The sequence below is a fragment of the Agrobacterium albertimagni AOL15 genome, from assembly GCF_000300855.1.
GTDB classification, from domain to species: Bacteria; Pseudomonadota; Alphaproteobacteria; order Rhizobiales; family Rhizobiaceae; genus Allorhizobium; species Allorhizobium albertimagni.
On sequence record NZ_ALJF01000010.1, the window covers coordinates 323,522 to 335,855 of the forward strand.

General features: G+C 61.5%; 15 protein-coding genes. 9 read left to right on the top strand and 6 right to left on the bottom strand.

The window, feature by feature from the left end:
• Positions 1 to 51: 51 nt before the first annotated feature.
• Positions 52 to 1,323: a phosphoribosylamine--glycine ligase gene (purD, locus tag QWE_RS13340; RefSeq protein ID WP_006726664.1), complete on the bottom strand. Its 1,272-nt coding sequence runs from the start codon at positions 1,321 to 1,323 to the stop codon at positions 52 to 54.
• A 172-nt stretch (positions 1,324 to 1,495) separates the two neighbouring features.
• Here purD and QWE_RS13345 point away from each other — a divergent pair, with 172 nt between their 5' ends.
• Positions 1,496 to 3,814, top strand: a complete 2,319-nt coding sequence (locus tag QWE_RS13345; RefSeq protein ID WP_006726665.1) for a Tex family protein — start codon at positions 1,496 to 1,498, stop codon at positions 3,812 to 3,814.
• 62 nt (positions 3,815 to 3,876) lie between these two features.
• On the opposite strand, the gene QWE_RS13350 is transcribed toward QWE_RS13345, so the two are convergent.
• Together QWE_RS13350 and QWE_RS13355 are read right to left on the bottom strand one after the other, a co-directional pair.
• Positions 3,877 to 4,197, bottom strand: coding sequence for a TraR/DksA family transcriptional regulator (locus tag QWE_RS13350; protein WP_040300134.1), 321 nt, complete (start codon positions 4,195 to 4,197; stop codon positions 3,877 to 3,879).
• Between the two features lie 28 nt (positions 4,198 to 4,225).
• Positions 4,226 to 4,636 (bottom strand): universal stress protein, encoded by a 411-nt coding sequence (locus tag QWE_RS13355; protein WP_006726667.1) that lies wholly within the window; start codon positions 4,634 to 4,636, stop codon positions 4,226 to 4,228.
• A 213-nt stretch (positions 4,637 to 4,849) separates the two neighbouring features.
• On the opposite strand from QWE_RS13355, the gene QWE_RS13360 reads away from it, so the two are divergent.
• The 6 genes from QWE_RS13360 to QWE_RS13385 all read left to right on the top strand — a co-directional run bounded on the left by QWE_RS13360 (position 4,850) and on the right by QWE_RS13385 (position 9,800).
• Entirely contained in the window at positions 4,850 to 5,731 is an 882-nt protein-coding gene (locus QWE_RS13360; RefSeq protein WP_006726668.1) for a VOC family protein, read from the top strand.
• A gap of 136 nt (positions 5,732 to 5,867) precedes the next feature.
• Entirely contained in the window at positions 5,868 to 6,944 is a 1,077-nt protein-coding gene (locus QWE_RS13365; RefSeq protein WP_006726669.1) for an AI-2E family transporter, read from the top strand.
• Between the two features lie 65 nt (positions 6,945 to 7,009).
• Entirely contained in the window at positions 7,010 to 7,906 is an 897-nt protein-coding gene (locus QWE_RS13370) for a metallophosphoesterase (protein WP_040300222.1), read from the top strand.
• Between the two features lie 147 nt (positions 7,907 to 8,053).
• On the top strand, positions 8,054 to 8,497 hold the full coding sequence (locus QWE_RS13375; protein WP_006726671.1) for a c-type cytochrome: 444 nt from the start codon (positions 8,054 to 8,056) through the stop codon (positions 8,495 to 8,497).
• A gap of 84 nt (positions 8,498 to 8,581) precedes the next feature.
• Positions 8,582 to 9,499: a cytochrome c gene (locus tag QWE_RS13380; protein WP_006726672.1), complete on the top strand. Its 918-nt coding sequence runs from the start codon at positions 8,582 to 8,584 to the stop codon at positions 9,497 to 9,499.
• Between the two features lie 76 nt (positions 9,500 to 9,575).
• Complete coding sequence (locus QWE_RS13385) at positions 9,576 to 9,800, top strand: hypothetical protein (RefSeq protein ID WP_040300136.1); 225 nt, start codon at positions 9,576 to 9,578, stop codon at positions 9,798 to 9,800.
• Between the two features lie 15 nt (positions 9,801 to 9,815).
• Here QWE_RS13385 and QWE_RS13390 read toward each other — a convergent pair whose 3' ends face one another.
• Both QWE_RS13390 and QWE_RS13395 read right to left on the bottom strand, forming a co-directional pair.
• Positions 9,816 to 10,385, bottom strand: a complete 570-nt coding sequence (locus tag QWE_RS13390) for a DJ-1/PfpI family protein (RefSeq protein ID WP_006726674.1) — start codon at positions 10,383 to 10,385, stop codon at positions 9,816 to 9,818.
• A 30-nt stretch (positions 10,386 to 10,415) separates the two neighbouring features.
• Complete coding sequence (locus tag QWE_RS13395) at positions 10,416 to 10,907, bottom strand: GNAT family N-acetyltransferase (protein ID WP_006726675.1); 492 nt, start codon at positions 10,905 to 10,907, stop codon at positions 10,416 to 10,418.
• Between the two features lie 260 nt (positions 10,908 to 11,167).
• Between QWE_RS13395 and QWE_RS13400 the strand changes: the two genes are divergently transcribed.
• Positions 11,168 to 11,467 carry a toxin-antitoxin system TumE family protein gene (locus QWE_RS13400; protein ID WP_006726676.1) on the top strand — a complete coding sequence of 100 codons (300 nt, stop codon included), beginning with the start codon at positions 11,168 to 11,170 and terminating at the stop codon, positions 11,465 to 11,467.
• A complete protein-coding gene (locus tag QWE_RS13405) occupies positions 11,448 to 11,807 on the top strand; it encodes an HVO_A0114 family putative DNA-binding protein (protein ID WP_006726677.1) in 360 nt (119 codons plus the stop codon). Before QWE_RS13400 ends, QWE_RS13405 begins: the two co-directional genes overlap by 20 nt.
• Before the next feature lie 44 nt (positions 11,808 to 11,851).
• Here QWE_RS13405 and QWE_RS13410 read toward each other — a convergent pair whose 3' ends face one another.
• On the bottom strand, positions 11,852 to 12,265 hold the full coding sequence (locus QWE_RS13410) for a MerR family transcriptional regulator (protein WP_006726678.1): 414 nt from the start codon (positions 12,263 to 12,265) through the stop codon (positions 11,852 to 11,854).
• Between the last annotated feature and the right edge of the window lie 69 nt (positions 12,266 to 12,334).

Sequence of the window (12,334 nt, forward strand, 5' to 3'; positions counted from 1 at the left end):
TTGAACGAATGACCGATTTCCTGCTCCAGGCGGTGCGAGACCGCCTGTGTGTCAGGCCTTCTCGCGCTCGATCGCCCGCCAGCCGATATCGCGGCGGCAGAAGCCGTTCTGCCATTTTACGGCATCAACCAGGCCATAGGCCGCAGACTGAGCCTCAGCAACGTTCTGGCCGCGGGCCGTGGCGTTGAGCACGCGGCCACCGGTCGCAACGAGTTGGCCGTCCTTCATCGCCGTACCCGCATGGAAGACCTTGGCGCCGTCGCCGGCCTGAGGAAGGGCGGTAATCGGCGTCGCCTTGTCGTACGCGCCGGGATAGCCCTTGGATGCCAGCACCACGGTCAGCGCCGGGTCATCGCTCCACGCAGCCATCACCTGGTCCAGCGTGCCGGTGGCCGAGGCATGTAGGATCGGCAGCAGATCGCTCTTCAGCCGCATCATCAGCACCTGGCATTCCGGATCGCCGAAACGGACATTGTATTCGATCAGTTCCGGGCCCTTGGCCGTGATCATCAACCCGGCGAAGAACACGCCCTGGAAGGGATGCCCCATCTCCGCCATGCCGCGCATGGTGGGCTCAATGATCTCCTTCATCGTCCGCTCGACCATTTCAGGTGTCATGACGGGTGCCGGCGAATAGGCGCCCATGCCGCCGGTGTTGGGGCCTGTATCGCCGTCGCCGACGCGCTTGTGGTCCTGGGCAGTGGCAAGCGGCAGAAGAGACTTGCCGTCGGAGAGGCAGAAGAAGCTCGCCTCTTCGCCATCAAGGAAGGCTTCGACCACGACTTCCGCACCGGCAGCCCCAAATGCGCCCTCGAAGCAATCGTCGATGGCAGCCAGCGCTTCGTCGAGCGTCATCGCAACCGTGACACCCTTGCCAGCGGCAAGCCCGTCAGCCTTGATGACGATCGGCGCACCCTGTTCACGCACATAGGCTTTTGCTTTGGGCGCATTGTTGAAGCGCTGATAGGCACCGGTCGGAATGTTGAAGCGGGCGCAGACATCTTTGGTGAAGCCCTTGGAGCCCTCGAGCTGGGCAGCAGCCGCCGACGGTCCGAAAACCGCGATGCCGGCCTCGCGCAGCCTGTCGGCAATACCAGCCACCAGCGGCGCTTCCGGCCCGACGACGACGAAGTCGATCGCCTTATCCTTACAGAACTGTACGACGGCAGCGTGATCCTCGGTATCGAGCGAAACGAGTTCCGCCTCTTCCGCAATGCCGGGATTGCCGGGCGCAGCATAAAGCTTGGTCAAAAGCGGCGACTGGGCGATCTTCCAGGCCAGTGCATGTTCGCGTCCGCCCGACCCGATCAACAATACCTTCATCACCAGCCTCCAAAGCTCAAGGGAATGCCCGGCGGTTAAGGGGGAAGGGGAGAAAGGTCAAGCCGAATTGACCTCGGATGGCCCTGCTTTCCTGTGAAGTGGGCCGCATGCCCGTTGCCTTGCCGCATTCGCCCGCTATGGTCCGCCCTCAATCGAAAAATGCGGAAGACCCATGGCCGACGATATCAGATCCATTGCTGCCCTCATCGCCACCGAGATCAATGCCCGCCCCGATCAGGTCACGGCGGCGGTCGGCCTGCTGGACGAGGGTGCCACGGTTCCCTTCATCGCCCGCTACCGCAAGGAAGTGACCGGCGGTCTTGACGACACGCAGCTGCGCAACCTCGCCGAGCGGCTGATCTACCTGCGTGAGCTTGCAGCCCGCCGCAAGTCGATCTTCGAAAGCATCGATGGCCAGGGCAAGATGACCGACGAGCTCGCCCGCAAGATCTCCCAGGTCACCACCAAGGCCGAGCTCGAAGACCTCTATCTGCCCTACAAGCCGAAGCGCCGCACCCGCGCCGAGATCGCCCGCGAAAAGGGTCTGCAGCCGCTGGCCGACGCCATCCTCGCGGACCGCGCGGGCGATCCGCAGAAGCTGGCGGAAGCCTATATCACCGAAGAGGTTCTCGACGTGAAGGCCGCGCTCGAAGGTGCCCGCGACATCATCGCCGAGCAGATCTCGGAAAATGCCGATTTGATCGGGCGCCTTCGCAATGACATGAAGGATCGCGCGATCCTCTATTCCAAGCTCGTCGACGGCAAGGCCGAAGCCGGCGCCAAGTTCTCCGACTATTTCGACCATTTCGAACGCTGGGCAACCGTGCCCGGCCACCGCGCGCTCGCCATGCTGCGCGGCTGGAACGAGGAGTTCCTGTCTCTCTCGATCGAAGTCGACCGCGACGATACGTCCCCTGTCAAAACCAGCCAGCGCATGATCGCGGCTGCCTATCAGGTCGCCGGCAAAGGCCCTGCCGACCAGTGGCTGATGGACGTTGCCGGCTGGACCTGGCGCGTCAAGCTCTCTGTTTCCCTTTCGCTCGACCTGATGCGTGAACTGCGCGAACGGGCTGAGGAAGAGGCGATCCACGTTTTCGCGCGTAATCTGAAAGATCTGCTGCTCGCAGCCCCCGCCGGCTCGCGCCCGACCATGGGTCTCGACCCGGGCATCCGCACGGGCGTCAAGGTCGCCGTCGTCGATGGCACCGGCAAGGTGGTCGAAACGACGACCGTCTATCCCTTCCCGCCGAGGAATGACATTCGAGGAGCGCAGACCGAACTCGCCTCGCTGATCCGCAAGCACAAGGTCGAGCTGATCTCGATTGGCAACGGCACCGGCAGCCGCGAGACGGAAAAGCTGGTGGCCGACATGCTCGCCCAATTCCCGTCCACCGCGCCGAAGCCCACCAAGGTGATCGTCTCGGAAGCCGGCGCCTCCGTCTATTCGGCCTCGGAAACGGCCGCCAAGGAATTCCCCAATCTCGACGTCTCGCTCCGTGGTGCCGTCTCCATCGCGCGGCGGCTGCAGGATCCACTGGCCGAACTCGTCAAGATCGAGCCGAAGTCGATCGGCGTCGGCCAGTACCAGCATGACGTCGACCAGGGCCGCCTTGGCCGCTCACTCGATGCCGTTGTCGAAGACGCGGTGAACGCCGTCGGTGTCGACGTGAATACGGCCTCTGCCCCGCTGCTCGCCCGCGTGTCCGGTCTCGGCAAGACAACGGCCGAGGCGATCGTTGCCCATCGCGATGCCACCGGCGCCTTCGAAAGCCGCAAGGATCTCCTGAAAGTCCCGCGTCTCGGCGCCCGCACCTTCGAGCAATGCGCCGGCTTCCTGCGTATCCCGAACGGCAAGGAGCCGCTCGATGCTTCCTCGGTCCACCCGGAAGCCTATGGCGTGGCAAAGAAGATCGTCGCCGCCTGCGGCCGCGACCTGCGCTCGCTGATGGGCGACAGCGCCACCTTGAAGGGCCTCGACCCGAAGCGTTTCATCGACGAGCAGTTCGGCCTGCCGACGGTCAAGGACATCCTCGCCGAACTCGAGAAACCCGGCCGCGACCCGCGCCCGAGCTTCAAGACCGCGACATTCGCCGAAGGCATCGACGAGATCACCGACCTCAAGATCGGCATGACGCTGGAAGGCACCGTGACCAACGTCGCCGCCTTCGGCGCCTTCGTCGATATCGGCGTGCATCAGGATGGCCTCGTCCACGTCTCCCAGCTCGCCGATCGTTTCGTCAAGGATCCGCATGAGGTGGTGAAGGCCGGTGACGTGGTGAAGGTCCGCGTCGTCGAGGTCGACGTCAAGCGCAAGCGCATCGCGCTCACCATGCGGAAAGACGGCGGCGAGGCGCAACAGCCCTCGATGCGCGGCGATGCACGCGGCAATGCCAATGCCATGAAGAACGCCAATGCACGTCCGCCGAAGCCTGAGCAGTCTTCGATGGGCGGTCTGGGTGCGGCCTTGGCCGAGGCCATGCGCAAGAAATAACAAAAAGAAACAGGCCGGAGCTCATCACTCCGGCCTGCCCATCGCCCCACGAAAATTACCTCTCAATGAGAGGCTGCACAGTCCTGGCAGAATGGTGTGTGCGGTACGGCTTTCAGCCGCTCGATCGAAATCGGCTCACCGCATTTCATGCACTGACCATACCGTCCCTTGGCAATTCGGTCCAGAGCGGCGTCGATTGCCCTGAGTTCCTCTTCGCCGACCTGGCCAAATTCTTCCAGCACTTCGTCGTTTTCCGCCTCAGTGGCGCGTTCGGCGCTGTCGGCGCTTTTCAGGGTGCCGAGATCGGTATCGATCTTCTTCAGGCGCCGCTCGATCTCGTCCTTGCGGGCGAGCAGGATGCGCTCAAAATGCGCGGTGTCCATGGTTTGCACGGGGTTCTCCATCATTCCCTCACCGATCGACCAGCACGGAGATCTTCGAATGGCGCACCACCCGGTCAGCCGTGGCGCCGATGAAATAGTTCGAGAAATCGGGCACATGCGAACCGACGATGATCAGGTCTGCCTTGTGCTCCTCGGCTGTTGCCAGGATCTCCCGGGCAGGGGCGCCGGAGCGGATCTCGATATGAGCGGTGACGCCCGTCGTTTCCTTCAGCGTGACGAGCTTGGCCTTGGCGTCGGTGATCGCGCCCTCGATGAGATCGACCGGAACGTCGATCGCCAGATAGCCGGGGATGTCTTCGATGATCGTCAGAAGCACGATCTCGCCGCCTGCATCGAGCAGGGACTTGGCCTTGGTGAGGATCTTCTCGCCGACCGCAATGGCTGCCGGATCGACCGGAACGATGATCTTCTTGTACATCTTGCTCTCCTTTGTCACCCGCCGGGTGTTTCCTCTTTATGGCGGCAGAATGCGTCCGGTAGCGCTGTGCCGCATTGATCAAGATCAACTTTGGGACGTGGTAGAGCGTCAATCTTTGTCGAACGATGTTTCGAGGAAATGTCATCTTTTGTGAACGACGGTTTTGTCCCATATCTGTGTCCAGAGGCCCCAGACGGCCGCAGGAGAAACGTCATGACACCCGCCAACGAAAAATCCGGATCCTTTGCCCTGAGCCGCCCCGTGCATGTCGGCCGGGCGCATCTCGTCGTGCGTGATCTGGAGATGATGGCGGGTTTCTACGAGAAGGCCCTCGGCTTGAAGCGGCTTGCGCATGGCCAAAGTGGTTTCGATCTCGGCGCCGGTGACCGCGTTCTCCTGACCCTGACGACGCGCAGCGATGCAGCCTCTGCACCCCGCAATGCCGCAGGTCTCTTTCACAACGCATTCCTCATGCCGGATCGCACCGAGCTTGCCCATTGGCTTGCGCACGCTGCCCATCTTGGTCTCCAGTTCGACGGCGCCAGCGACCATCTGGTCAGCGAGGCGATCTATCTTTCGGACCCAGAAGGCAACGGCATTGAGGTCTACCGGGATCGCCAGCCAAGCGAATGGACCTATCATCCAGACGGAACCGTCGAAATGGACACCCGCCGGCTGGATCTGCAGGCGCTCTATGACAGTGCTCCGAAGACGCCGTGGGCGGGAATCTCTCCCGAGGCCGCGCTCGGACATATTCATCTCCAGGTCGGCGACGTACCTGAGGCCGACCGCTTCTATGAAGGCGTGCTGGGTCTGAAGAAGATGGCGAGCTATCCGGGCGCGAGTTTCTATGCCTCCGGCAACTATCATCACCATGTCGCCGCCAACATCTGGAACAGCCGCAAGGCGCCGTCCCGCACAGGGGCGATGACCGGGCTCCAGGACTACGAACTCGCCTTCAACGATCACTCTCTCCTGACCTGCGTGCTCGCCACCCTGGAGGGCCTGGAAATCAAGGTCGACCGCACCGCGCGCGGCTTCAGTCTCGCAGACCCATGGGGCATTGGTCTGACGCTGGTTGCACCTCAGGGCTGATCCGCCAGGTCCCAACCGTCGACCGCGGATTTCCCGGTGGAACGGATATTGTTCCCGGGCGTTGAGAGACGTCGCGAGGGAACAATATCATGTCGCCATCTATCCGCCGAGAGAATTACCTGTCCGGGAGCGTCCGGTGAACGTCCAGGTCAATCATCGCAAAAGCCCTTCCCGCAAGGTCCGCTTCAAGAAGACCGGGCTCGACTATGTCGTGTCCTGGTCGGTGATCGGTCTTTTTCTGATCTTTGCGCTTGTTGCGCTGCATCTGGCCTCGTTCGTTCTCATCCCGCTGACCATGGCGATCGTGGTCGGCCTCATCCTCGGAATTGCGGCCGACCGTCTTGGCAATCTCGGCGTTCCGCCGACCGTCACGGCCATCATTCTCTCCGGGCTCTTCCTCGTGCTGCTCATCGTCCTGACCAGCATCGTCTGGACACCGGTCAATATGTTGATCGAGAACGGCCCCGACATGGTCAACCGGGTCATCGAATACCTGAAGAGCATTCCATGGTTGGAACGCCCGCTGGCGATCCTGTCTCGGGGGCCGGATTCCATGGAAACGATGCTGGAGAATTCAGGCTCCATTCTGTCGACCATTGCAACCGGCGTGACGCCAGCCTTGATCCAGGTGTTCATCTTCATTGCCGGTCTGCTGCTTTTCCTCTCCTGCCGGCTGGCACTGCGTCGGGAACTGATCCGTACCTTTTCAGACCGTGCCCGTCGGCTGAAGGCCATCCGTCTGTTCAACGAGGTCGAGGAAGCGCTGGGCTACTATTTTGCCACGGCCGTCGTCGTGTACGGCCTCTTCGGAGTCGTTGCCGCCATGGTGGCCTGGTTCGGTGGACTGGGAACGCCAGCGCTTTGGGGCGTGGCGACCTTCCTCCTGAGCTTTATCCCGTTTATCGGTATCGCGACCGTAACCCTTGCCATGGCCTTTGGCGGTTTGCTGGCACATGAAGGCATATTGCTGGGTCTGCTGCCGGCGATTGTCTTCTTCATGCTCAACGGTCTCTTGGAGAATTTGCTGATCCCCGCCGTGATGGGCAAGCGCCTGCAAATGAACGCTTTCATGCTGTTCGTCGCCATCGTCTTCTGGACCTGGCTCTGGGGAGCGGTGGGGGCCATGCTGGCGGTCCCGCTGACGCTGATCTGCATCACGATTTATGGTGGCATCGTGCCGCCGACCCGGATCCAGCCGAACCTTCCTGACTGAGCGACTGTCATTCAGCCGTCATGGCCAAAGCCTATGCACCGCCGAAAATGACAAACGGTGCATCCATGACTGAAAATCTCGCCCGCCTGCGGCTCGGCATCATTGCCGATCCCCAATATGCCGATCTCGATCCGGATCACGAGCGAGGGCGCTACTTCCGCCGCTCGCTCGACAAGCTCGGGGAAGCCGTGGAGCATTTCAACGCCCAGAACCTCGATGCCGTGGTGGTGCTGGGTGACCTGATCGATCGCGGCTGGGACAATTTTCCACCTGTTCTCGATCTCCTCGAGACGCTGCAGGCGCCGCGCATCCTGTTGCCGGGCAATCACGACTTCATGGTCGACCCGGTGCATCTGCCAGAGGTTTACGCGAGGCTCGGCATGCCGGCTCCCTACCATGCGGTGCAGATCAAGGGTCTTCGCCTGCTTGTCACCGATGGCAACGAGATCTCGCTTTTCGCTCCGCCGGAGGGCGACCCTCGGCGGATAGAAGCCGAGCAGCGTCTTGCAGCAATGCGGGCAAAGGGCGCAACAAATGCAAACAGGTGGAATGCCGGCATCTCCGATCGTCAGATGACATGGGTTGCCGATCAGCTGGCGGCGGCCGAGGAAAGCGACGAAGACGTCATTCTTCTCGGACATTATCCGATCTATCCGCCATCCGATCATGCTCTGTGGAGTGCTGAGGCTCTCTCCGGTCTCATCGCCGATTCCCCGTCCGCGCTGGCCTATCTCTGCGGCCATCAGCACACCGGCAATTATGGCGAGAAGAACGGCGTTCACTTCGTCAACTTCCGCGGCATGGTCGATACGGAGCATCAGAACGCCTTCGCGATCCTTTCCGTCTTCGACGACCGGATCGAGATCGCGGGACACGGACGCGAGCCTGACCGCAGCCTTGAACTTCGTCCAAAAAGGAGCCATGCCGCCTCCCTTTCTGACAAAATGCTGACAGTCGGCTGACGTCATTTCGTCATAAATATCCGAAACTTGCCGGGCGCGATGCTTATCACTCCTTTGTGACTTCAATCGTCTGTTGCGAGGCTGCAAACATGTCTCGCTCGCTAACGATCGCCGGCATGTCCGGCCGAACCCTTTGGAGAAAAGCTGATGAAGTTGAAAGTCGTTCTGTCCGCCGCGGCGGCGATCTGTCTTGGCGTGTCTGCAGCGATCGCTGCGGGCGAACCGCAGGTCGTGCGTCAGGAAGAGATGAAGAAGGTCGGCGGCGCCATGGGTGCGCTCGGCGCCATCGCCAAGGGTGAGAAGCCCTACGACGCCGAAGCCGTGACGGCTGCGCTGACCACGCTTGCCGAAGTTGGCAAGACCTTCCCCGATCACTTCCCGGCAGGCAGCGAAACCGGCATGGATTCAGAAGCCGCTCCCGCGATCTGGCAGAACATGGACGACTTCAAGGCCAAGTCCGCAAAGCTCGCTTCCGCTGCAGAAGCGCAACTTGCTACCCTGCCGGCCGATCAGGCGGGTGTTGCCGCCGCCATGCAGGCCGTCGGCGCCACCTGCGGCGATTGCCACCAGACCTACCGTCTGAAGAAATAAGGCCTTCCCGGCGGGCGCCTTCCGATTGTCGGATCGCCCGCCGAACAGTTGCCCGCAGGGCACTATCAGACATTGGAGGCCTAGATGGCGTCGACTTGGATCAAGGGGCTCGGCACGCTCGCCGTGCTCGGTGCAGCCGGTTTCGGCACGTTCCTTTTCATCACCGCGCCTCAGCGCCAGGACCCTGCGGTCTGGGCCAATCTAGGTGAACCGGATCTCGCGCATGGTCGTGAGGTCTTCTTCGCCGGCGGCTGCGCCAGTTGCCATGCACCGGCAGGCGCCACGGGGGATGCCCGGCTGGTGCTGTCAGGCGGCGCGCCGCTCAAGAGTGATTTCGGCACCTTCCATGCGCCAAACATCTCCAGCGACCCGGAAGGCGGGATCGGCGCCTGGACGCTCGCAGAATTCGGCGATGCCATGACCCGTGGGGTCGGTCGCGACGGCGAACACCTCTACCCGTCCTTCCCCTATGGCTCGTATGCGCGCATGACGCCCGAGGATATCAACGATCTCTACGGTTTCATGAAGACGCTGCCGGCGAGTGATGCCGTGGCACCTGCGCATGAACTGGGTTTCCCCTTCAACCAGCGTGTCGTGCTGGGCGGCTGGAAGTTCCTTTACTACAGCGATGCGCCCCGGGTCGAATTGGCCGACGCCTCCGACATGGTGAAGCGTGGGCAATATCTCGTCGAAGGTCCCGGCCATTGCGGCGAATGCCACACGCCACGCAACGCGCTTGGCGGTTTCCTGGCAGGCCAGTGGCTCGCGGGCGGTCCGAACCCTGAAGGCGAGGGATCGATTCCCAATATCACCCCGGGTTCCAGAAGCATGGGCTCCTGGAGCGAGGGCGACATCGTCAGCTATCTGGAGACCGGCTTTACGCCCGACTACGACAGCGTCGGCGGCTCCATGGTCGAAGTGCAGAAGAACATGGCGGAGCTTCCCGCCGCCGATAGAGAGGCCATTGCGGCCTACCTGAAGGCCATTACGGCGGTGCAATAACGGGCGTCAGGCCTGTTCAGCATCGCGCAAGCCTTGCCTGTCATCTTTCCGTCGTCGAACTGACTGCGGAGGGGATATGAGCATTGAACGACGGCGGATGGAGTATGCGCTCCGGTCCCTGCTCGACAACTATCCTGATCCGGCCTTGCACCGCTGGGTGGACGAGACGGTTCGCGCCTTCGAAAAGCGTCTTTCAGCGATCGTCGATCCCCGCGAGCGCGATCACGCGCAACAGGCCGCTCTCATTCTGATCAAGACGACGCTGCAGAAGTGGTCGGAAAACCCGCCCGTTCGCCACTGACCTCAAGGGACTCATTTAGCGGCGGTGTTCGGCGGCAAAGGCCGCCAGCTCTGCTTCCGCTTCGGGTCCATAAAGACCAAGCGCTTTCAACACCTCGACGGTAAACGTATCCGGCGCAGTGCCGGCGGCTGTCACGATTATGCCATCGCGCATCGCTTGCGGCTGGTCGACATAGCGCGTTTCGCCGCGATAGGCGGAATACTTCTTGTGCGAAGCAAGCGAGTTGCCGGTATGCGCCACGTCATCGAGAACGCCGGCCGCCGCCAGCGCGCTTGCGGCAGCACAGATCCCGCCAAGAACCTTGCCTTTGTCCCGAAACGCCGTGGCCAGCGCCGTGAAGTCATGGGCGCCGCCCTTTTCCCAGGCATAGCCGCCGGGAATGATCAGCGCATCGAACTGCTCGGCATCGATGGCGTCAAAGCCGATGTCGGGTGTGACCTTCAGCCCGCCCATGGAGATGACGGGTTTGCCATCCGGGCTCGCCGTCACCACGTCGCAGTCGAGCCAGTACCGCGTTGCCGCCATCAAGAGCGCGGGCTCCCAATCGGCATAGTCGTTCTGCAGGGCAATCACGATGCGGGGCATGAGGTTCCTCCTTACGTTTGTCGGTGAGGCTCAGCTCAAAGCCTGCAGGTAACGCATGCCGGTCACCGGGCGTGGGATGAAATCCATGTTCTCGTAGAAGCGATGCGCGGCGAAATTGCCGGTGGCGGCCGAGACGGAGAGGAAATCGCAGCCCGACGCACGGGCAATCTGCTTTGCGCGATCGACGAGGTGTTGGCCGATGCCATTGCCGCGCTGGCCGTCGCGCACGAAGAGATGATGCAGTTCCATGCCGCGTTTGCCTTCCTGCGCCTTGTAGAGCGGCACCAGGATCGCGTAGCCGATCAGGCCTTCTTCGCCGCTGTCGGCGACCAGCGCCTGGATCCAGGGCATCGGGCCGAACAGATCGCGCTCAAGGACATCGGGCGTCATCGCGGAAGCATCGCCGTGATGCTGCGCGAGCGCCAGGATCATTGCGTTGAGTTCCGGCAGGTCTCGCGGCTTCGCATGGCGAATGGCCACGATCGGCGGGCGGGGTAGGGTGAGATCAGTATCTTCGGTCATGTCACTTTCCCTTGGTCTCATTTCGTGCCGTCAGGGGGAAAGTCGTCCGGAAAACAACAAGGCCGCCTGACGGCGGCCTGTTGACAATGTGATCTTGTCGGGCCGCCGGTTACCGGTAGGCCCAAAAATACGTGCAGGTGATGTTTGCGCGAATGTCGATCATGGAGGGTTAGATGCGCCAGATTAAATCGATTGTCAACGGCGATCTTTTCGGATGGTCGCTGATGGAGTAAAGTCCATCAATGACCGTGAGGTGAGGGATGGTGAAGGCGACGTTGATCCGTAAGATGCGCAGCTTTGTGCGCGACGGGGTCTTCGTCGAGGTCTTGATTTGGCATGTCCCGGTTGTCGTCCGGGGTAGCCTTCATGAGTTCAAGTACAGCCTCGCCCTGATTTCCGAAGGTGTATGCGTGTTGCGTTATGACAATGAGGCCGGGAAGGGTGATCACCGGCATATTGGAGCGTTTGAAACTCCTTATGCGTTTAGTGGCATAGATCAATTGACTGCGGATTTTCTGGCAGACGTGGAAGGGTGGTTGGATGACAACGCTCAAGGTTAAGATCGAAAGTCTCGAGCAGACAATGGAAGCGCTCGCCGATGCCATGAAGGCTGCTACGGGGCAGTCGGCACCACGCAGCGAGTGCAGCTTCAGTTTCCCCTCTTGGGAAGCAATGCATCGGGTTTTGACACCCAAAAGGCTTGAGATCATGAAGGTCATGACAGGGCAGGGTCCGCTGACCAAGCGCGAAGTTGCCCGACGTGTCGGTCGCGACTTCAAGGCCGTTCATGCCGATCTTGAGACCCTCTTGAGCAGCGGTGTTATCGACAGGTCAGATGAAGGCGTCGTTTTCCCCTATGACCGGATCCACATCGAGTTCGAAATCGAGTCGGCTGCGTGATCGAGCCGATCAGGGTGTGAGCGACGGGAGCTGAAAGAGCTTCCTCAATGCTCGTGCCCGCACAAGCCGTGGTCGGACAGCGCCCGGATCACGTAGCAATCGCCGACGGTATGGCAGTCCGCATGCGATACGATCCGCGCCAGTTCCGCCTCCAGCTTCTTCAGCCGGGCGATCTTTGCCCTGACGTCGTCGAGCTGTTCCCGGGCGATGTGGTCTGCCCGTTCGCAGGGCTCTTCCGGGTGGCCGCTGAGCGACAGCAATTCCCGAATCGCTTCGATCGGGAAGCCGAGATCGCGGGCATGGCGGATGAAGGTCAGTCGCTCCAGGTCGCTTTTCTCGTAGCGCCTCTGATTGCCTTCCGTGCGGTCGGGCGCCGAGATCAGCCCCATCTGCTCGTAGTAACGGATGGTCGGCACCTTCACACCGGCGCGCCGCGACAGATCCCCGATCGAAAACATGAAAAAAACCTCTTGAACCTCTAGTTGCTAGAGATCCTAAGGTGGATGCATGACCACATCAAGATCTGA

Bases quoted from the DNA above. Each gene is read 5' to 3' on its own strand.
- QWE_RS13355 (WP_006726667.1), bottom strand. From the start codon at position 4,636: ATGTACAAGAAGATCATCGTTCCGGTCGATCCGGCAGCCATTGCGGTC.
- QWE_RS13395 (WP_006726675.1), bottom strand. From the start codon at position 10,907: ATGACCGAAGATACTGATCTCACCCTACCCCGCCCGCCGATCGTGGCC.
- QWE_RS13400 (WP_006726676.1), top strand. From the start codon at position 11,168: ATGGTGAAGGCGACGTTGATCCGTAAGATGCGCAGCTTTGTGCGCGAC.
- QWE_RS13350 (WP_040300134.1), bottom strand. From the start codon at position 4,197: ATGGACACCGCGCATTTTGAGCGCATCCTGCTCGCCCGCAAGGACGAG.
- QWE_RS13380 (WP_006726672.1), top strand. From the start codon at position 8,582: ATGGCGTCGACTTGGATCAAGGGGCTCGGCACGCTCGCCGTGCTCGGT.
- QWE_RS13390 (WP_006726674.1), bottom strand. From the start codon at position 10,385: ATGCCCCGCATCGTGATTGCCCTGCAGAACGACTATGCCGATTGGGAG.
- QWE_RS13370 (WP_040300222.1), top strand. From the start codon at position 7,010: ATGACTGAAAATCTCGCCCGCCTGCGGCTCGGCATCATTGCCGATCCC.
- QWE_RS13375 (WP_006726671.1), top strand. From the start codon at position 8,054: ATGAAGTTGAAAGTCGTTCTGTCCGCCGCGGCGGCGATCTGTCTTGGC.
- QWE_RS13410 (WP_006726678.1), bottom strand. From the start codon at position 12,265: ATGTTTTCGATCGGGGATCTGTCGCGGCGCGCCGGTGTGAAGGTGCCG.
- QWE_RS13385 (WP_040300136.1), top strand. From the start codon at position 9,576: ATGAGCATTGAACGACGGCGGATGGAGTATGCGCTCCGGTCCCTGCTC.
- QWE_RS13405 (WP_006726677.1), top strand. From the start codon at position 11,448: ATGACAACGCTCAAGGTTAAGATCGAAAGTCTCGAGCAGACAATGGAA.
- QWE_RS13360 (WP_006726668.1), top strand. From the start codon at position 4,850: ATGACACCCGCCAACGAAAAATCCGGATCCTTTGCCCTGAGCCGCCCC.
- QWE_RS13345 (WP_006726665.1), top strand. From the start codon at position 1,496: ATGGCCGACGATATCAGATCCATTGCTGCCCTCATCGCCACCGAGATC.
- purD (WP_006726664.1), bottom strand. From the start codon at position 1,323: ATGAAGGTATTGTTGATCGGGTCGGGCGGACGCGAACATGCACTGGCC.